Below are 17,768 nucleotides of genomic sequence, written 5' to 3'. Positions count from 1 at the left end.
CATCATTGCAATAAGACTCCATGAAAATCATTTCCTCCATCGACGAACTGCGCGACCATCTGCGCGGCCAGCTGCGCACCGCCTTCGTGCCGACGATGGGCAACCTGCACGAAGGCCACCTGTCGCTGATGCGCCTGGCGCGCAGGCATGGCGACCCGGTGGTCGCATCCATTTTTGTGAACCGCCTGCAGTTCGGCCCGAACGAGGACTTCGACAAGTACCCGCGCACCTTCCAGGACGACGTCGCCAAGCTCGAGAAGGAAGGCGTGTATGTGCTGTTCGCGCCCACCGAGCGCGACATGTACCCGGAGCCGCAGGAATACCGGGTGCGCCCGCCCGATGGCCTGGGCAATACGCTGGAAGGCGAATTCCGCCCCGGTTTCTTCGACGGCGTGTGCACCGTGGTGACCAAGCTGTTCTCCTGCGTGCAACCGCGCGTGGCGGTGTTCGGCAAGAAGGATTACCAGCAGCTGATGATCGTCCGTAACATGGCGCGCCAGTTCGCGCTGCCGACCGAGATCATCGGCGCCGAAACCTTCCGCGCCGACGACGGCCTGGCGCTGTCTTCGCGCAACGGCTATCTGTCGAGCGCGGAACGGGCTGAAGCCCCCGTGTTGTACCAGCAGCTGAACGCGGTCGCCGAGGCGATGCGCGGCGGGGCGCGCGACCCCGTAACCGTCGAGCGCCAGGCGATGGACCACCTGGCCGCGCGCGGCTGGAAGCCGGACTACGTGTCGATTCGCAAGCGCATCGACCTGCAAGCGCCCGGCGTGGCCGACCTGGAAGCGGGCGTCCCACTGGTGGTCCTGGCCGCAGCCAAGCTCGGCGCCACCCGCCTGATCGACAACCTGGAAATCTGAACGTAGCAAAACCACATCTTTGATTGCGTAATTGCAATATTTAGAAGACTGGGCTTATACTTGGCAAGGAACTCTTGCAAGGACATGTTGCCGTGAACGAAACCGCTCCCCTCATCCGCAAGGGCCCGCCGAAGCAGGACGATGCGCTCAAGCGCATCGGCAGCACCGCCGAGCCCCATGAAATGCGCGATCCGTTCGACATCGGCGAGGCGCTGACCGCCCTGTCGTTGTCGGGCGAACCGGTGACGGTGTTCCCGGCCGGCTGGATCGAACCGCTGCTGGCGCGCGTCGAATCGGTCGACCCGGAGCTGCCGCACTTCGTGCTCGATTTCAGCGGCAGCGAGCGCCCGCCCGCAGGCAAGGCCACCCTGGTCGCTTCGCTCGGCGGCAACGCCAAGCTTCAGTTCGAGCTCGACCAGTCCTGGAAACCCCTTGCCGACAACCGCATGCACGTGGCGGCCGAATTCCCGCCGGCCTGCCTGGTGCTGAACCGGCGCGCCGCACGCCGCGTGGAGACGCCGGTCGGCGTCAACTACATGGCGAGTTTCCGCATCAAGGGGAGCTACATGGAACTGCCCCTGTACGATTTTTCACAGGGCGGCGTGGGCCTGCGCGCAACGCCCGAACAATGTTTCGGCCTGCATGTGGGGAAGAAGCTGGAAGGGGTGCGCCTGGAACTGGGACCGAACCTGGTGCTCATGGCCGACCTCGAAGTGCGCCTGCTGCGGCCCTTCCGCACCTTCCTGCTGGGCGAGCAGGTGCAGATCGGCTGCAGCTTCGCGAGCATCTCGATGCAGATGCAGCAGACGCTGGAACGCTTTGTAACGACCGGAACGGTGGATCGGCGGGCCGCGGCGCGGTGAGTCCCTGGCGTGACGCTGCTCAGGCAGCGATCACCGCGTGGGCGGGCAGCCCGCCCACGCTGCAGTGTCAACCGTTAGGCAGCGACGGATTGCGCCCAGGCCAGTGCCGACAGGTGCGCCTTGTTGACCTCCAGCGGACTGATATCGAGCGATTCCGCCAGCGAGGCCACCAGCCTGGAATTGAGCTCGCACGCTTCCGCCAGCGCCAGGTAGGGCCCGTAGCGGCCCTCGCGCCCCAGCAGGGCCTTGACCACTTCTTCCGGCAGCGGCACCGTCTCCAGCACCTCGCCCATCGGCAGTCCCAGCAGGCGGTCCAGCAGCGAGAACATGCCGGCGACGAACAGGTGTTCGCCCTCGCCGCGCAGTTGCGCCGCGCCAAGCAGCTCGGCCAGGCGTCCGCGCACCACCGCGGTTTCCATCAGCACCGGCGAAAAGCCGCTCGAGCTGGCCGTGGCCAGCAGCAGCACCAGCCAGCGGTACAGTGGCGCGTAGCCCATCAGGGCGATCGCCTGGCGCAGCGACTCTACCCTGCGCGCGGCGCCGAAGCCGGCTGAATTGATGTAGCTCAGCAGCTTGTAGGTGAGCGCCGGATCGCGCTTGAGCACGTTCTCGAGCTTCGGAACGTCCTCGTTGTTCTGGACCATCTGCATCAGCTGCAGGATGGTGCTCTGGGTCGGGTTCATACCCTTGACCGGATTGCCGGGACGCGGGGTCAGGTGCAGCTTGCCGACAAAGGCGTCCAGCCCGAGCGCGGCGCAGGCGTCGAAATCGGCCCAGGTGGCCACCGGCCGGCCCACCATGCGCATCTCCGCATGCTTGGCGGCGGCATAGGTGCGCGCCTGGGTGGCCACGTCGTCGCCGGCGAAGCGCACCTCGACATAGGAGGCGTAGGGCGTCAGGTTGCGGCCCAGCAGATTCAGGTCGGCGCCGCGGATCGACACCCCCACCCCGCCGGCGCGCACCGCCTGCACCGCCGCGCGCACGTCAGGGTTGGTCAGCCTGCGGATGTCGAGGGTGAGCACGGTGCGCTCGGGCGGCAGCGCATGCAGCGCATCGAGCGAGAGCATTTCGGGGACGGCGTCGAGGAACAGGATCTTGTCGCGCAGCAGCCAGCCGTGCTCTGCGTGGTTGACGTGCTCGGCGACGAAGGCGACCAGGTCTTCCAGCTCCTCTCCGGTCGGGACCTTGCCGTCGTGGTGCTGCCACGACAGCTCGTAGCCGATGACGCGCTGCTTCGGGTCGAGCAGCGGTTCGCGAACGATGAAGTTAGTTTGTTGCATGTGGGCGCGGAGTGGAAACTGGACGAGCACGCGGCCCGGGCGTATGTGTCAGAAACCGAGGCTGTCGAGCAGGTCGTCGACCTGGCCCTGGTCGGCCACGACTTCGCTCTTGCCTTCCGGCTTGATCTGCGGGCCGTTGAGCAGGCCATTGTCGAGCTCGCGCTTGATCTCGCTCGGCGCGAAGTCGATCAGCACCTGCACCAGCTGGTGCTCGAGGTTCTGGGCGATGCCGGTGATGCGGCCGATCACCTGGCCGGTGAGATCCTGGAAATCCTGGGCCATCATGATGTCCATCAGCTGGCCGCGGGTGGCGACGGCGCCGGCGCGCGACTCGTCAAGCCCGGCGATCGTGCGCTGGGCCAGTGCACGCCACTCGAGCTCCGAGGCGCCATTGTCCAGCAGCGCCTGCCAGGAACCCGCCAGTTCGCTCGACCGGGTCTCGATCGCATCCTGCACCGGGCCGGCGGCGTCGGTGGCGTCCAGCACACGCTTGGCAGCCTGCTCCGACAGGCGCGCCACGTAGTCGAGGCGGTCGCGCGCATCGGGAATGTCGCTTGCGGCCTTTTCGATCAGCTTGTCGAGGCCGAGGCCGCGCAGGCTCTCGTGCAGCGCGCGCGTCATGTGCCCGATTCGGCTCAGCACCTCCTCATGGGAGGCCTCCGCCGGGACGGCAGTCTGCTCCATCATCTCAGCCCGCCTTGTCCATCTTTTCGAAGATCTTGTTGAGCTTCTCGTCCAGCGTGGCGGCCGTGAACGGCTTGACCACGTAGCCGCTGGCGCCCGCCTGCGCGGCCGCGATGATGTTTTCCTTCTTGGCTTCGGCGGTCACCATCAGCACCGGCAGCTTGGCCAGCGCGGGATCGGCACGAATGTTCTGCAGCATGGTCAGGCCGTCCATGTTCGGCATGTTCCAGTCCGAGACCACGAAGTCGAACTGTTCGCTGCGCAGCTTGGCCAGGCCCATCACGCCGTCCTCGGCTTCGTCGACATTGGCATAACCCAGTTCCTTCAACAGATTCCGGACGATGCGGCGCATCGTCGAGAAATCGTCAACAACCAGAAAACGCATCTTTGGATCAGCCATGAATTACTCCGTTTTGAAACTTGTACTTTGGTTTATTGGGCGAAGACCGCATCACAGCCTCCAGAATAGCAGTTTTGTTGCCGTACGGCGATAAAATGGCAGCAATACGCTTGCATACGGATCAAACACGCAACGCCCGGCTGCCCTGCGCCGCCAGGTGCTCGAGCACCATGCGCGGCAGCGCCTGCAAACCGGCGACTTCGTGCGCCGCGCCAAGGGCAATCGCCTCGCGCGGCATGCCGAATACGACGCAGCTGGCCTCGTCCTGGGCGAAATTATGGGCTCCGGCGGTGCGCATGTCGAGCATGCCGGCGGCGCCGTCCTTGCCCATCCCGGTCAGAATAACACCAACGGCATTCTTGCCGGCCGCTTCCGCCGCACTGCGGAACAGCACGTCCACCGAGGGGCGGTGCCGGTTGACCGGCGGGCTTTGCTCGATTCTGGTCATGTAGTTGGCGCCGGAACGGCTCAAGAGCAGGTGCGAATGACCGGGCGCGATATACGCATGGCCGGGCAGCACCCGCTCGTTGCCCTCGGATTCCTTGACGCTGATCTTGCACAGCGAATCGAGGCGCTTGGCGAAGGAGCTGGTGAAGCCTTCCGGCATGTGCTGGGCGATCAGGATGCCCGGGCAGTCCGAGGGCATCTGCATCAGGAATTCGCGGATCGCCTCGGTGCCGCCGGTGGAGGCGCCGATGATGATCAGCTTTTCCGACGAGATCAGGGGGCTGCGCAGGGCCGACAGCTGCGGGGTCGGCACGGCGCCCGGCACGGCGCGCTTGATGCGGGCGCGGCTGGCTGCGCGGATCTTGTCGGCGATGAGTTCGGTGTATTCGCGCATCCCGGTCTGGATCGAGATCTTCGGCTTGGTCACGAAGTCGACCGCGCCCAGTTCGAGCGCGCGCATGGTGATCTCCGAACCGCGCTCGGTCAGCGAGGACACCATCAGCACCGGCATCGGGCGCAGGCGCATCAGTTTTTCCAGGAAGTCGAGGCCGTCCATCTTGGGCATCTCGACGTCGAGGGTCAGCACGTCCGGGTTGTGGCGCTTGATCAGGTCGCGCGCGACCAGCGGGTCGGGGGCGGTGGCCACCACTTCCATGTCGGGCTGGGAGTTGACGATTTCGCTCATCACGCTGCGGATCAGCGCAGAGTCGTCGACGATCAGTACCTTGATTGTCATACGTCGTCCTTTCAGGTCGTTTTTTCTTTTGGTCAGAACAGATCGATGTCGCCGCCGACCGGTTCGACCTTGAGCCGCTTGGCGTAATCGAGTTCGCGTTTGGCCAGCGTATCGTTCTGGGTCTGCATCAGCTTCTTCACCAGCACCTTGCCGGTCTTCGGGAAGAAGTACACCTTGCGCGGGTAAATGTCGTTCAGGTCGGAGGCCAGCACCGGGATCCGTTCGGTCTTCAGGAAACTGGTCACGAAGGCCGCGTTGCGCTCGCCCACGTTCATGGCCGTGAAGCCGCGCAGCACGGCGCCGCCGCCGAACACCTTGGCTTCAAGGTGCTCGCGGCGCGCGCCCGCCTTGAGCAGGTCGTTGATCAGGATCTCCATCGCGAAGCTCCCGTAGCGCATCGAGGCCGACACCGGGCTGCCGTTGTCGCCGCCGCCGTCGGGCAGCATGAAATGGTTCATGCCGCCCAGGCCGGTGATGCGGTCGCGGATGCAGGCCGACACGCAGGAGCCCAGCACGGTCACGATCAGCATGTTCTTGCCGGTGTAATAGTACTCGCCCGGCAGGATCTTGGCCGCGTCGCAATCGAAGGTGCGGTCGTAATAAACGTTGGTGGCGAACTGGTTGTTCATGATCTCGCCGCTAGCCGCGGCCCGCCTGGTCCAGCTCGTACACCGTCTTGCCGCGCAGGCGCAGCGAATCCGACACGTACAGGAAGTTTTCGGAATGCCCGGCAAACAGCAGGGCATGGGGCTTCATCAGGGGCACGAAGCGCGCCAGGATCTTGCGCTGGGTGTCCTTGTCGAAGTAGATCATCACGTTGCGGCAGAAGATGGCGTCGAACTGCCCCTTCACCGGCCACTCGCCGGCGAGCAGGTTCAGCGGGCGGAATTCCACCAGCTTGCCCAGCTCCGGCCGCACCCGCGCCATGCCGGCGTTGGCGCCCTTCCCTTTCAGGAAAAAGCGTCTCAAGCGATCCTGGCCCACCTTCTCCATCCGTTCCATCGGGTAGACCCCGTTGGCGGCGACGCCCAGCACGTTGGTGTCGATATCGGTGGCGACGATCTGCACCGGCGGCGTGAGCGTGTCGAAGGCCTCGCAGGCGGTCATCGCGATCGAATACGGCTCTTCGCCGGTGGACGCCGCAGAACACCAGATGGTGAGCGGCGCGCCGTCGCGGCGGCGCAGGCCGGCCAGGTGTTCGGCCAGCAGCGGGAAATGGTGCGCCTCGCGGAAGAACGAGGTCAGGTTGGTGGTCAGCGCGTTGGTGAAGGCTTCCCATTCGGTCGCCGAGCGCCCGGCTTCGAGGTCGTCGAGGTAGCGCGCGAACGACTGGATGCCGGTGGCGCGCAGGCGCCGCGCCAGGCGGCTGTAGACCATTTCCTGCTTGCTGTCGGCCAGGGAGATGCCGGCGCGCTGGTAGATCAGCGCGCGCACCCGTTCGAAATCAGCTGTCGTGAAATCGAATTCCTTGGCCGTATCGGTTCTTTGCTGCGGCACGTTGTTGCCTCTTCGTTGCTGTTGCTCTGTGTATTACGCGTGCCGGGTCGTGCATGGGATGGCGGACGTCCGCCCATCCCATCACATCATGCTGCCAGCTTGTCCATCAAGCCCATCTCGCCCGACGACATCAGCTTGTCGATGTCCACCAGGATCAGCATGCGCTCGTCGATGGTGCCCAGGCCGATCATGTAGTCGGAATTGAAGGCGGTGCCCATTTCCGGCGCCGGCTTGATCTGGTCCGGGGTGAGCGTGGTCACGTCCGACACGCTGTCCACCACCATGCCCATGATGCGCCCGCCGATGTTCAGGATGATCACCACGGTGAACTGGTCGTACACCGGAGTGCCCAGCTGGAACTTGATGCGCATGTCGACCACCGGGATGATGATGCCACGCAGGTTGATCACGCCCTTGATGAATTCCGGGGCATTGGCGATGCGCGTCACGGCTTCGTAGCCGCGGATTTCCTGCACCTTGAGGATGTCGATGCCGTATTCCTCGGAACCGAGGGTGAAGGCCAGGAATTCGCTGCCGGCGCCTTCGATGCCGGTGTTCTGTACAGTAGACATGTTCAGGTCCTCTTGGTTGATGATTTGTTAGATGCTTTTCGAGACGACCGGGTCGTCCAGCAGCTGACGCGACGAGCGCACCAGCGCGGCCACGTCCAGGATCAGGGCCACGCCGCCGTCGCCCAGGATGGTGGCGCCCGAGATGCCGGCCACCTTGCGGTAATTCGCTTCCAGGTTCTTGACCACCACCTGCTGCTGGCCCACCAGTTCGTCCACGAACAGCGCGGTCTTCTTGCCCTCGGTCTCGAGGATCACCACGATGCCCTCGGAAGGGTCGGTGATGCGCGGGGAGATCTCGAACATCTGGTATAGCGGAATCAGGGGCAGGTACTCGCCGCGCACCTTCAGCACCTGGCCGCGGCCCGCGATCTCGCGGATGTCCTGCGGCGCCGGCTGCAGCGACTCGACCACGAACGAGAGCGGCAGGATATAGATCTCGTCGCCGCTGCGGATCGACATGCCGTCCAGGATGGCCAGCGTGAGCGGCAGCGAGATCGAGATCGTGGTGCCGAAGCCGCGCGCCGAGCGGATGTCGACCGTGCCGCCCATCGCGGCGATATTACGCTTGACCACATCCATGCCCACGCCGCGGCCGGACACGTCGGTCACCTGCTCGGCGGTCGAGAAGCCGGGCGCGAAAATCAGCTGCCAGACGTCCTCGTCGCTCATGCTGTCACTCACCGGCAGCCCGCTCTGGGCCGCCTTGGCCAGGATGCGTTCGCGGTTCAGCCCACCGCCGTCATCGGACACTTCGATGACGATGTTGCCGCCCTGGTGGCCGGCCGACAGGAACAAACGCCCCGCTTCCGATTTGCCGGCGGCGACGCGCGCGGCCGGCATCTCGATGCCATGGTCGATCGAATTGCGCACCAGGTGGGTCAGCGGGTCGACGATGCGCTCGATCAGGCCCTTGTCCAGTTCGGTGGCGGCGCCGTTGGTGATGAAGTCGACCTTCTTGCCCAGCTTCGAGGCCAGGTCGCGCACCATGCGCGGGAAGCGCGAGAACACGAAGTCCATCGGCATCATGCGGATCGACATCACGGCTTCCTGCAGTTCGCGCGTGTTGCGGCCCAGCTGGCTGATCGAATTGAGCAGGCGCTCATGGGCCATCGGGTCGAGGTTGCCGCTTCTCTGCTCGAGCATGGCGTTGGTGATCACCAGTTCGCCGATCAGGTTGATCAGCTGGTCGACTTTCTCGACCGAGACCCGGATCGAGGACGATTCGCCCTGCGGGTCCTTCTTGGCTGCCTTCTTCTCGGAGGCCAGTTCGCTCGCCAGTTCGGACAGCTCGATCGGGTCCGGGCCCTTCGGGCGGGCGGCCTGCGGCGCCGGCTCATTGGTGATGCCGGCCGCGGCGCGGATCTGTTCGATCGGCTGGAAGAAGCCGTAGCCGCGCTCGTCGTCCGAGAGCTCGTCGGCGCCTGCTGTGGCAGCGGCGCCGTCGTCGTCGATGTCGAAGAAGCCGTAGCCCTGCTCGTTTTCGATACGCGTGCGCTCGGCCGCCTCGATGGCGCGCTGCTCCGGGGTCAGGGCCGGGGCTTCGAAGATCTTCAGGTCTTCCGGATCCAGCACGAAGGAGCAGATCGCGATGATGTCGTCCAGGCTCTCGTGGGTGGTGATGATGATGGCGCTGCGCCCGCCGTCGAGCGGCGTGACCTTCACCCGGCCCATCAGGCCGAGTTCATCGACCAGGGCGCTGATGTCACGCTGTTCCACCGGCGGCAGTTCGATCTTGTAGCGGTGCGCGTTCTCAAGCGGATGCTGCACCTTGCTTTCCGCCGTGAGGTAGGACGGCGCCACCACGGGCGCCTGCGGCACCAGGCCCTCGGCCAGGTCGTGCAGCACCATGCGGACGTTGGCGACCGCCTCCTGGTCGACGGCCGCGCCGTGGCGGTGGCCGTCCAGCTGCATCTTGAGGCTGTCCTTGGCCGCCAGGAAGGCGTCCACGTGGTTCGCCGTCAGCGCCATCTCGCCCTTGCGGATGCGGTCCAGCAGCGACTCGAGCACGTGCGTGACGTCGCTCATGTCGGTCAGGCCGAAGGTCGACGCGCCGCCCTTCACCGAATGGGCCGTGCGGAAGATGGCGTTCAGGTCTTCGGCGTCGGGCGCCGCCACGTCGACGGCGAGCAGCAGCCGCTCCATTTCGGCGAGCAGTTCCTCTGCCTCGTCGAAAAAGACCTGGTAAAACTGGCTGATGTCGATCGTCATGATGGAATTCCCTGAAATGCTTGGTGCTTCATCGCAGGGCGCATCGAAAAACCGTAGCGAGCGGAAGCAGTCGCGATCGAGAAGCGCAGCCGTACGAACGTACGGTGAGCATCGCAGACCGCGAATGCGACGCGCAGTAGGTTTTCCGATGCGCCCATTAGCCGATGACTTTCTTGACGACTTCGATCAGGCGCTGCGGATCGAAAGGCTTGACCAGCCAGCCGTTGGCGCCGGCGGCGCGGCCCTTGGCCTTCATCTCGTCGGACGATTCGGTGGTCAGCATCAGGATCGGGGTCTTGGCGTAGGTCGGCAGCGTGCGCAGCGTCTTGATCAGGGCCAGGCCGTCCATGCGCGGCATGTTCTGGTCGGTCAGGACCAGGTCCACGCTCTGCAGCTTCGCCTTCTCGAGACCATCCATGCCATCGACGGCTTCGACCACGTTGTAGCCGGCCGCCTTCAGGCTGAAGGCCACCATCTGGCGCAGCGAACTGGAATCGTCAACCGCGAGAATCGTTTTTGCCATGTTTTGCTCCTGCTGTTTTAAGTCCGGTATGTTCCGGTGTTGAGTGGCGTATGGATGGACAGCGGACTCAGAAGAGTTCGATGTCGCCGCTTTCGAGGTGATGCTGCTCCACCGACTTGCGCAGCATGCTGCGCAGTTCGAGCGACTGGATCGCCAGCGCCATGCTGACCTTGCCGAGGCGTTCGACGATCTCGTCGCTGTCGGTCTCCGGCGCGATCTCGGCGCCATGGTCGCTCAGCGTGCCGAGGAACTCGCGCAGCCCGGCCACGCGCCGCAGCGTGCGGTCGATCAGCTGGCTGGTCATGTCCTGGAACTGCATGCTGGTGATTGCCGAGTTCACGTGCAGGCCGATCTCGCCCGACATGTCGGCCAGGTTCGCGCTGTCCTCGGCGCTCGGCGTCTCGCCCGCCAGCAGGCGGTTGATCGCTTCCTGGCGCGTGCCGACCGCCGTGTGGATGGCCATGAAGCTGCTGGTCAGCTTGTCGATGGCTTCTTCCAGCAGCAATTCGGTCTGCAGCAGGTCGGTCTCGACCTCGTTCAAGTGACGGCGTCCGTGGATGGCCACCCCCGACAGCAGGCGCTTTACGTGCGAACCGAGTATCTTTTTTCTTTTCATTCCAGTCTCCAGTCCTGGATCATTTGGCGGCGGGCACACCGCCGGCCGCGGCAACTGCCTCGGCCACCGCTGCGGGCTGTTGCGCCGGCACCTCGAGCGAAGCGGCGTCGCGCTGGACGGCTTCCTCGGTGCGCTTGTTCATGACGATGATGCTGATGCGGCGGTTGATCGGGTTGAACGGATCCGTGCGGTCGAGATGGGCGGCCGCGGCCAGGCCCACCACGCGCAGCACCTTGTCGTCGGGCAGGCCGCCGCGCACCAGTTCGCGGCGCGAGGCATTGGCGCGGTCTGCCGACAGCTCCCAGTTGCTGTAGCCGGCGTCGCTGAAGTACGGGGTGGCGTCGGTATGCCCCGACAGGCCGATCTTGTTCGGCACTTCGCCCAGCACCATGCCGATCACGTTCAGGATCTCTTTCGTATACGGCTGCAGCTCGGCCTTCGCCAGCGCGAACATCGGGCGGTTCTGCTCGTCCACGATCTGGATCCGCAGGCCTTCGCTGGTGATGTCCAGCAGCAGCTGGTTCTTGTACTTCTTGAGCAGCGGGTTGACCTCGATGACCGACTCGATTTTCGACTTGAGCGACTGCAGGCGGTCGGCTTCGGCCTTGGCCACCTGGGCCTTGGCCGCTTCGAGGTTGTAGGTCTTCGAGCTCGGGTCGATGTCGCCCTTCTTGACCTGGCCGTTGCGGCGGGTCAGGTCGGTGCCGCCGCCTTTGATCACCGACGACGAGTCGCCGGCGCCGGAGCCGCCCGCCATCGCCACCTTGAGCGGGGTCTTGAAGTATTCGGAGATGCCTTCCAGGTCGCCCTTGGCGGTCGAGCCCAGCAGCCACATGAGCAGGAAGAAGGCCATCATCGCGGTCACGAAGTCGGCGTACGCGATCTTCCAGGCGCCACCGTGATGGCCGCCTGCCACCTTCTTGATGCGCTTGACGACGATGGGGCGCATGTTTTCGTCAGCCATGCTTCCTCCCTGCGTCGGGCGTCAAGTGATTGGACAATGCGGACATGCCTGCTTACTTCTTCTTCTTGATGTGCTCTTCGAGCTCGGCGAAGCTCGGGCGCTCGGTCGAATACAGCACCTTGCGCCCGAACTCGACGGCCAGTGCCGGCGCGTAACCGTTCAGGCTCGCCAGGAGCGTCACTTTCACGCACTGGAACATCTTGGTCGATTCCTCCAGCTTCTGTTCCAGCACGTTCCCCAGTGGCGATACGAAGGCATACGCCAGCAGGATGCCCAGGAAAGTACCAACCAGCGCCTTGGCGATCAGGATGCCCAGCTCGGCCGGCGGCAAACCGACCGATTCCATGGTGTGAACCACGCCCATCACGGCCGCCACGATACCGAAGGCCGGCAGGCCGTCACCGATCTTGGCGATCACGTGCGCCGGAATCGCGCCCTCGTGGTGGTGGGTCTCGATCTCGTTGTCCATCAGGTTTTCGATCTGCATCGCGTCCATGTTCCCGGAGACCATCAGGCGCAGGTAGTCGGTCATGAATTCGACGATGTGGTGGTCGGCCAGCACCGCAGGGTATTTCGAGAACAGCGGCGATGCTTCCGGCGCCTCGATATCGCCTTCGATCGACATCAGGCCTTCCTTGCGCACTTTCGAGAGCACGTCGAACTGCAAGGCCATCAGCTCCATATACATGTCCTTCGTGTATTTGGAACCCTGGAAAATGGTCGGCAGGGCCTTGCCGGTCGCCTTGATCGACTTCATGGTATTGCCGACGAAGAGCGCGCCGACCGCCGCGCCGCCGATCATCAGGAGCTCGATCGGCTGCCACAGCGAAGCAAGGTGACCGCCAGCCAGCGCGAAGCCGCCGAAGACGCAGGCACAAACGAACACGTAACCGAAGATGACTAACAAAGAAATGCTCCAGGCAAGCCGGGGATCAAGCTCACCGGCGATACTCAAATTAAGTGATTTCAAGCAAAGTTGACGCAGGGAACCACTCTAGCGGGAGAACGTCCCATCGGCAAGCAGAAAGGCCGGTTTTGTCGCCTAAAAGTGCCAGATATGGAGGGCTGGGCCACCCTCTGTGGGATAGACGGTACGGTTCGGTAAACGATCGTCAATGACGAATTCGTAACTAAGCAGGAGGGACCCGGGACGCATCTCGCGCGCCGCCTTGCGCCACAGGGCGCCCATGGCGGCCGGCGAAAGATAGGCGAACACCAGGTCGTAGTCGGCGAAATTCAGGGCGTTGTAGTCGCCGCGGATGAAGCGCGCCCGGTTTGCGCGCATGCTCCCGCTCCATTGCGCGCGCAGCCGGCTTACCAGCCAGGGCAGCGGCGCCAGCTCGATGCCGGTCGCTTCGATACCGGGGCCGCGGCGCGCCAGGTCCAGCACCAGGCCGCCGAGGCCGCTGCCGATGTCGATCACGCGCACCGGTCGTTGATCGGGCAGCAGGCCGGCCACGGCTTCCCACACGTGCCGGCCGGACGGGTAGTACGGCACCTGGGTGCGGTAGGTGGACCAGTACAGCAGGAGCAGGAACAGGAAGACGACGAGGAAGACAAATGGCGGGATCGCCAGTTGAAAGGCGCCGAACAGGGCCAGCGGGAACAGCAGCTGGATGGCGCGCCACCAGCTGGCCAGGCCGCGCCACCATGTGAGGCCGGCGGCGATCAGGCCCTGGATGAGGGCAATGCTGAGGTAAGACATCGGCACGCCGGCAGTCGCGAGCAGCCAGGTCGCGGCGAGCGTCAGGGGACAGGCGGCAAGCTGCAGGAGCAGCGCCGCAATCGCGGGTTTCACTGGCCCTGCTTGGCGGCGGCCTCGGCCGCGTCCCTGGCGTCTTTGGCGTCCTTGGCCTTGCGCGTCTTGCCCGCCCGCGAAGGCATGTGGCACAGGCCGCACAGGTAATCCGCATTCAGGTCGAGGGCGTTGACGATGAACTTGCCCTGGCATTTATTGCAAGGCGCCAGCAGCAGCATGCCGCTTTGGAAGAAGCGCACCAGGGTCCAGGCGCGCGTCAAGGAAAGCAGCGGCTCTTCGCCCGGCTCCGGCGGAAGTTGTTCGAGGTAGAGTTTATACGCCTTCATCACCGCCTGGATGCCGGTGGCGCCGGCATGTTCGACCAGGAAGTTATGGATATTGATGAACAGCGAGGAGTGGATGTTCGGTTGCCAGGTCAGGAACCAGTCGGTCGAGAATGGCAGCATGCCCTTGGGCGGAGAGACGCCCTTGAGTTCCTTGTACAGCTTGAGCAGGCGCTCGCGCGAGAGCGAGACTTCGGTTTCGAGCAACTGGAGGCGCGCCCCCAGGTTGATCAGTTCGATCGCAAGCTGGATTTCCTGCGCTTCCGACACGACACTTTTCTTGCTCATCCCTGCTCCCGCCGGTTACCGATGTGCGATCCCGACGGGACCGCGTCTAGCGGGATTTTATACGATCTCTTCCACCGGCTGGCCGGCCATCAGGATGGCGGCGTGCGACTGAGCCAGGCTGCGTTCCTTGGTGTGGCTGGTCAGCATCGACAGGATGGCGGTGTCGTCGAAGCGGAAGCGGGCCAGCATCATGTTGCCGCTTGCCAGTTTCAGGATCTGGGCATTGCTCATGCTTTCGATCAGCTCGGCGATATCGGCGGAGATGCCGAGACGGAAGATGGCGGTCACCTTGTCGGCGCGGATCATTTGCTGGGCCAGCATCAGGTAGCTCAGGTTCGCGTCGCGGATTTCAGCCATCATGTCGTTCATCGTCATTTCCATCTCTCCGTATCCGTTGAATCGGCCCTCATTCGCTGCTGAGGTGTTGCCGTTGAGATAGATTCTGACTGTGGAGAAACTTTTTAGATATTGGACGAACTCTGTATTTTGCGTCCGCGAATGACGGACAGGACCCGTAGGAGTTTGTCTGACAAACCCTGCTGGATCACTCTGGCGCCCCTATGGAAAGGGGGTTCTGGAAGGTGTCGAGAATCGACTGAATTGTGTGCGCCCAACATTCCATCTGTCGTGCACTTGCTACGATTTACGTCAAGCTTTCGGGGAACTTTAGGGTTTTCGCAAAATATTTTTGAATTTCTTTCGCCAAGACCCTTTGCCGCGCTTCTGGAAAGGGTAACGGCGGCGCTTCCGGGAACTTTAGGGTTCTTGAGAAAAATTTTTAAAATATTTTCTGTGGTCGAAATAGTTGCCTGAAAGACAGCAAACCGGGACAGCAGCCACTGGAACTTGTTACACTGCGAGACTGGCAACAGCTTCAAGCTTCAATTAATTCAAGGCGCGCATGGAATCTTTACGCATCTGGGATATCAGTCCGACGATCTCGGGCGGCATCCCTGTCTGGCCCGGCGACACCCCGTTCGACGCCAGCCCGACCTGGGAAATCAAGGATGGCTGCCCGGTCCGCGTCAGCCGCATGACGATGACGACCCACCTCGGCGCCCATACCGACGCGCCCAGCCACTACGACCCGGACGGAAAATCGATCGACCAGGTCGATCTGCGGCCCTATATCGGCGCCTGCCGCGTGATCCACTGCCTCGGCGCGACTGCGGTCGAACCGCGCCACCTCGAGGGAAAACTGGATGGCGTCCCGCCGCGCGTGCTGCTGCGTACCTACGCCAGCGCGCCTCGGGCCGCGTGGGATCCGCTGTTCCCGGCAGTTACTCCTGCCGCCATTACACTGCTGGCCAGCAAGGGCGTGCTGCTGGTCGGCACCGACACCCCCTCGCTCGACCCGCAGGATTCCAAGACCCTCGATGCCCACCACGCCGTGCGCCGCGCCGGCATGGCGATCCTGGAAGGCATCGTCCTCGACGAGGTCGCCGAGGACGACTACGAACTGGTCGCCCTGCCCCTGAAATTCGCCGGCATGGACGCCAGTCCGGTGCGCGCCATCCTGCGCCAACTGCCGGGCGAACACACTGCCAAGGAAGCTGCATGAGCACTGCAATGACACGCGAGGCCTGCGTCGCCCGCGACCAGTCCGACCCGCTGCGCGCCCTGCGCGAGCGCTTCGACCTGCCCCAGGGCATGATCTACCTGGACGGCAATTCGCTCGGCGCCCGGCCCAAGGCCGCCCTCGCGCGCGCCCAGGAAGTGGTGGCCCAGGAATGGGGCCGGGACCTGATCAAGAGCTGGAACACGGCCGGCTGGTTCGACCTGCCCAAGCGCCTTGGCAACCGCCTGGCCCCGCTGATCGGCGCCCAGGAGGGCGAAGTCGTGGTTACCGACACCACCTCGCTCAACCTGTTCAAGGCGCTGGCCGCGGCCTTGCGGCTGCAGGCCGGGGCGCTGGATGCGGCGACCCGCGCGCGCCGAACCATCGTCACCGAGCGCAGCAACTTCCCGACCGATATCTACATGGCCGAGGGCCTGGCCGAATGGCTGCAGCAGGGCTACCGCGTCCGCCTGGTCGATTCGGTGGAAGAGATTCCGGCGGCGGTCGACGCCGACTGCGCGGTGCTGATGCTCACCCACGTCAACTACCGCACCGGCTACCAGCACGACATGGCCCTGCTTTCCCGCCATGCGCACGCGGCCGGCGCGCTGACGGTCTGGGACCTGGCCCATTCGGCCGGCGCGGTGCCGGTCGAGCTGCATGCGGCGGAGGCCGACTTCGCGGTCGGCTGCACCTATAAATACCTGAACGGCGGCCCCGGCGCGCCGGCATTCATCTGGGTGCCGCGGCGCCACCAGGCGGCCTTCGCCCATCCGCTCACGGGCTGGTGGAGCCATGCAAAACCGTTCGCGATGGCGCACGGCTTCGCGGCATGCGAGGGTATCGGCCGCGCGCTGTGCGGCACCCAGCCGGTGCTGTCGCTGGCGCTGGTCGAGTGCGGGCTCGCCGTCTTCGAGGAGACCACGATGGCGGCCATCCGCGAGAAATCGCTGCAGCTCACCGACCTGTTCATCGCACTGGTCGAGTCGACCTGCGCAGGCCATCCGCTCGGCCTGGTGACGCCGCGCGAACACGCGCGCCGCGGCAGCCAGGCCAGCTTTACCCATCCGCACGGCTACGCAGTGATGCAGGCGCTGATCGCGCGCGGCGTCATCGGCGACTATCGCGAGCCGGAGATCATGCGCTTCGGCTTCACGCCGCTGTACACCAGCTACGCCGACGTGTGGGATGCGGTAGCGGTCCTGAAGGACATCCTCGACCGCGAAGCCTACGACACCCAGGCCGAACGCAGCGCAGTGACTTGAAGGGGCAGCCATGAACGATGACGCAAACACCAAGTCCGAATGGCATGGCGCCAAGCTGGACTTCAAGGAGTCGATGAGCTACGGCGACTACCTGGGCCTGGACCAGATCCTGTCGGCCCAGCATCCGCTCTCGCCGAACCACAACGAGATGCTGTTCATCATCCAGCACCAGACCAGCGAGCTGTGGATCAAGCTGATGCTGCACGAGCTGCAGGCGGTGCGCCGCCACATCCGGGAAGACAACCTGCCGCCGGCCTTCAAGATGCTGGCGCGGGTGGCCCGCATCATGGACCAGCTGGTGCATGCCTGGGACGTGCTGGCGACGATGACGCCGCCCGAGTACACCGCGATCCGCCCTTACCTGGGCGCCTCCTCGGGCTTCCAGTCCTTCCAGTACCGCGAACTCGAATTCATCCTCGGGAACAAGAACCCGACCCTCTTGGGCGTGCACGAGAAGTCACCCGAGGCGCATGCCATCCTCGAACGCGAACTGCATGCGCCCTCCGTCTACGACGAGGCGGTGATGCTGCTGGCGCGCAGCGGCTTCACGATTGCGCCGGAACGCCTGGCGGCCGACTGGACCCGGCCCACCGCCGGCGACGACAGCGTCAAGGCGGCCTGGCTGGCGGTCTACCAGGACACCGAGCACCACTGGGCGCTGTACGAGCTGGCCGAGAAGCTGGTCGACCTCGAAACCGCCTTCCGTTTCTGGCGCTTCCGCCATGTGAGCACGGTCGAGCGCATCATCGGCTTCAAGCTGGGGACCGGCGGCACCTCCGGCGCCAGCTACCTGCGCAAGATGCTCGACGTGGTGCTGTTTCCCGAATTGTTCGCGCTCAGAACGGCACTGTGATGCCGGCAGGGCGGTCGGCCGATGTACGATCGCCGCCTGCTGGCGCCGCGCCGAACCGGCGCCGAGCCGGTC

At 64.5% G+C, this 17,768-nt stretch carries 20 protein-coding genes; 5 read left to right on the top strand and 15 right to left on the bottom strand.

Annotation, left to right across the window (positions count from 1 at the left end; all coding sequences use genetic code 11):
- Nucleotides 1–20 precede the first annotated feature (20 nt).
- Nucleotides 21–860 carry a pantoate--beta-alanine ligase gene (gene panC, locus AC56LU_RS17590; RefSeq protein WP_497176916.1) on the top strand — a complete coding sequence of 280 codons (840 nt, stop codon included), beginning with the start codon at nucleotides 21–23 and terminating at the stop codon, nucleotides 858–860.
- Between the two features lie 92 nt (nucleotides 861–952).
- A complete protein-coding gene (locus AC56LU_RS17585) occupies nucleotides 953–1,723 on the top strand; it encodes a PilZ domain-containing protein (RefSeq protein WP_497176915.1) in 771 nt (256 codons plus the stop codon).
- A 74-nt stretch (nucleotides 1,724–1,797) separates the two neighbouring features.
- Here AC56LU_RS17585 and AC56LU_RS17580 read toward each other — a convergent pair whose 3' ends face one another.
- The 15 genes from AC56LU_RS17580 to flhD all read right to left on the bottom strand — a co-directional run bounded on the left by AC56LU_RS17580 (nucleotide 1,798) and on the right by flhD (nucleotide 14,395).
- A complete protein-coding gene (locus AC56LU_RS17580) occupies nucleotides 1,798–3,003 on the bottom strand; it encodes an EAL and HDOD domain-containing protein (protein WP_497176914.1) in 1,206 nt (401 codons plus the stop codon).
- 48 nt (nucleotides 3,004–3,051) lie between these two features.
- On the bottom strand, nucleotides 3,052–3,690 hold the full coding sequence (cheZ, locus tag AC56LU_RS17575) for a protein phosphatase CheZ (protein WP_497176913.1): 639 nt from the start codon (nucleotides 3,688–3,690) through the stop codon (nucleotides 3,052–3,054).
- Between the two features lies 1 nt (nucleotide 3,691).
- On the bottom strand, nucleotides 3,692–4,087 hold the full coding sequence (gene cheY / locus AC56LU_RS17570; protein ID WP_171081109.1) for a chemotaxis response regulator CheY: 396 nt from the start codon (nucleotides 4,085–4,087) through the stop codon (nucleotides 3,692–3,694).
- A 121-nt stretch (nucleotides 4,088–4,208) separates the two neighbouring features.
- Nucleotides 4,209–5,270, bottom strand: a complete 1,062-nt coding sequence (locus AC56LU_RS17565; protein WP_497176912.1) for a protein-glutamate methylesterase/protein-glutamine glutaminase — start codon at nucleotides 5,268–5,270, stop codon at nucleotides 4,209–4,211.
- Nucleotides 5,271–5,302: 32 nt separating this feature from the next.
- Nucleotides 5,303–5,899, bottom strand: a complete 597-nt coding sequence (gene cheD / locus AC56LU_RS17560) for a chemoreceptor glutamine deamidase CheD (protein ID WP_497176911.1) — start codon at nucleotides 5,897–5,899, stop codon at nucleotides 5,303–5,305.
- 10 nt (nucleotides 5,900–5,909) lie between these two features.
- Nucleotides 5,910–6,767, bottom strand: a complete 858-nt coding sequence (locus AC56LU_RS17555; RefSeq protein ID WP_497176910.1) for a CheR family methyltransferase — start codon at nucleotides 6,765–6,767, stop codon at nucleotides 5,910–5,912.
- Between the two features lie 86 nt (nucleotides 6,768–6,853).
- Nucleotides 6,854–7,339 carry a chemotaxis protein CheW gene (locus AC56LU_RS17550; RefSeq protein ID WP_497176909.1) on the bottom strand — a complete coding sequence of 162 codons (486 nt, stop codon included), beginning with the start codon at nucleotides 7,337–7,339 and terminating at the stop codon, nucleotides 6,854–6,856.
- 27 nt (nucleotides 7,340–7,366) lie between these two features.
- Nucleotides 7,367–9,547, bottom strand: coding sequence for a chemotaxis protein CheA (cheA, locus tag AC56LU_RS17545; RefSeq protein ID WP_497176908.1), 2,181 nt, complete (start codon nucleotides 9,545–9,547; stop codon nucleotides 7,367–7,369).
- Nucleotides 9,548–9,704: 157 nt separating this feature from the next.
- Nucleotides 9,705–10,070, bottom strand: a complete 366-nt coding sequence (locus tag AC56LU_RS17540) for a response regulator (protein WP_497176907.1) — start codon at nucleotides 10,068–10,070, stop codon at nucleotides 9,705–9,707.
- Between the two features lie 67 nt (nucleotides 10,071–10,137).
- Nucleotides 10,138–10,686 carry a chemotaxis protein gene (locus tag AC56LU_RS17535; RefSeq protein ID WP_497176906.1) on the bottom strand — a complete coding sequence of 183 codons (549 nt, stop codon included), beginning with the start codon at nucleotides 10,684–10,686 and terminating at the stop codon, nucleotides 10,138–10,140.
- 19 nt (nucleotides 10,687–10,705) lie between these two features.
- Nucleotides 10,706–11,650, bottom strand: coding sequence for a flagellar motor protein MotB (motB, locus tag AC56LU_RS17530; RefSeq protein ID WP_497176905.1), 945 nt, complete (start codon nucleotides 11,648–11,650; stop codon nucleotides 10,706–10,708).
- A 52-nt stretch (nucleotides 11,651–11,702) separates the two neighbouring features.
- Entirely contained in the window at nucleotides 11,703–12,557 is an 855-nt protein-coding gene (gene motA, locus AC56LU_RS17525; protein WP_497176904.1) for a flagellar motor stator protein MotA, read from the bottom strand.
- Between the two features lie 135 nt (nucleotides 12,558–12,692).
- Nucleotides 12,693–13,448, bottom strand: coding sequence for a class I SAM-dependent methyltransferase (locus AC56LU_RS17520; RefSeq protein ID WP_497176903.1), 756 nt, complete (start codon nucleotides 13,446–13,448; stop codon nucleotides 12,693–12,695).
- The gene (gene flhC / locus AC56LU_RS17515; protein WP_497176902.1) at nucleotides 13,445–14,020 is read right to left on the bottom strand and encodes a flagellar transcriptional regulator FlhC; all 576 of its coding nucleotides are present in this window, start codon (nucleotides 14,018–14,020) and stop codon (nucleotides 13,445–13,447) included. The genes AC56LU_RS17520 and flhC overlap by 4 nt, the downstream gene beginning before the upstream one ends.
- Nucleotides 14,021–14,077: 57 nt before the next feature.
- The gene (gene flhD, locus AC56LU_RS17510) at nucleotides 14,078–14,395 is read right to left on the bottom strand and encodes a flagellar transcriptional regulator FlhD (RefSeq protein ID WP_497176901.1); all 318 of its coding nucleotides are present in this window, start codon (nucleotides 14,393–14,395) and stop codon (nucleotides 14,078–14,080) included.
- A gap of 526 nt (nucleotides 14,396–14,921) precedes the next feature.
- On the opposite strand from flhD, the gene kynB reads away from it, so the two are divergent.
- The 3 genes from kynB to kynA are packed head-to-tail and all read left to right on the top strand — an operon-like array spanning nucleotide 14,922 to nucleotide 17,696.
- Nucleotides 14,922–15,581 carry an arylformamidase gene (gene kynB, locus AC56LU_RS17505; protein WP_497176900.1) on the top strand — a complete coding sequence of 220 codons (660 nt, stop codon included), beginning with the start codon at nucleotides 14,922–14,924 and terminating at the stop codon, nucleotides 15,579–15,581.
- Nucleotides 15,578–16,843: a kynureninase gene (gene kynU / locus AC56LU_RS17500; protein ID WP_497176899.1), complete on the top strand. Its 1,266-nt coding sequence runs from the start codon at nucleotides 15,578–15,580 to the stop codon at nucleotides 16,841–16,843. Before kynB ends, kynU begins: the two co-directional genes overlap by 4 nt.
- Before the next feature lie 10 nt (nucleotides 16,844–16,853).
- Nucleotides 16,854–17,696 carry a tryptophan 2,3-dioxygenase gene (kynA, locus tag AC56LU_RS17495; protein WP_497176898.1) on the top strand — a complete coding sequence of 281 codons (843 nt, stop codon included), beginning with the start codon at nucleotides 16,854–16,856 and terminating at the stop codon, nucleotides 17,694–17,696.
- The last annotated feature ends 72 nt before the right edge of the window (nucleotides 17,697–17,768 follow it).

The sequence above is a fragment of the Telluria sp. PB2R4 genome (assembly GCF_059685695.1).
This window is presented reverse-complemented; position numbering and strand designations above follow the sequence as displayed.

What these genes read in the sequence shown, in the direction of transcription:
- AC56LU_RS17565 (WP_497176912.1), bottom strand. Translation starts at nt 5,270, where the DNA reads ATGACAATCAAGGTACTGATCGTCGACGACTCTGCGCTGATCCGCAGC.
- kynA (WP_497176898.1), top strand. Translation starts at nt 16,854, where the DNA reads ATGAACGATGACGCAAACACCAAGTCCGAATGGCATGGCGCCAAGCTG.
- AC56LU_RS17580 (WP_497176914.1), bottom strand. Translation starts at nt 3,003, where the DNA reads ATGCAACAAACTAACTTCATCGTTCGCGAACCGCTGCTCGACCCGAAG.
- kynU (WP_497176899.1), top strand. Translation starts at nt 15,578, where the DNA reads ATGAGCACTGCAATGACACGCGAGGCCTGCGTCGCCCGCGACCAGTCC.
- AC56LU_RS17540 (WP_497176907.1), bottom strand. Translation starts at nt 10,070, where the DNA reads ATGGCAAAAACGATTCTCGCGGTTGACGATTCCAGTTCGCTGCGCCAG.
- cheY (WP_171081109.1), bottom strand. Translation starts at nt 4,087, where the DNA reads ATGGCTGATCCAAAGATGCGTTTTCTGGTTGTTGACGATTTCTCGACG.
- flhD (WP_497176901.1), bottom strand. Translation starts at nt 14,395, where the DNA reads ATGACGATGAACGACATGATGGCTGAAATCCGCGACGCGAACCTGAGC.
- motB (WP_497176905.1), bottom strand. Translation starts at nt 11,650, where the DNA reads ATGGCTGACGAAAACATGCGCCCCATCGTCGTCAAGCGCATCAAGAAG.
- panC (WP_497176916.1), top strand. Translation starts at nt 21, where the DNA reads ATGAAAATCATTTCCTCCATCGACGAACTGCGCGACCATCTGCGCGGC.
- flhC (WP_497176902.1), bottom strand. Translation starts at nt 14,020, where the DNA reads ATGAGCAAGAAAAGTGTCGTGTCGGAAGCGCAGGAAATCCAGCTTGCG.
- cheD (WP_497176911.1), bottom strand. Translation starts at nt 5,899, where the DNA reads ATGAACAACCAGTTCGCCACCAACGTTTATTACGACCGCACCTTCGAT.
- AC56LU_RS17550 (WP_497176909.1), bottom strand. Translation starts at nt 7,339, where the DNA reads ATGTCTACTGTACAGAACACCGGCATCGAAGGCGCCGGCAGCGAATTC.
- cheZ (WP_497176913.1), bottom strand. Translation starts at nt 3,690, where the DNA reads ATGATGGAGCAGACTGCCGTCCCGGCGGAGGCCTCCCATGAGGAGGTG.
- kynB (WP_497176900.1), top strand. Translation starts at nt 14,922, where the DNA reads ATGGAATCTTTACGCATCTGGGATATCAGTCCGACGATCTCGGGCGGC.
- AC56LU_RS17535 (WP_497176906.1), bottom strand. Translation starts at nt 10,686, where the DNA reads ATGAAAAGAAAAAAGATACTCGGTTCGCACGTAAAGCGCCTGCTGTCG.
- cheA (WP_497176908.1), bottom strand. Translation starts at nt 9,547, where the DNA reads ATGACGATCGACATCAGCCAGTTTTACCAGGTCTTTTTCGACGAGGCA.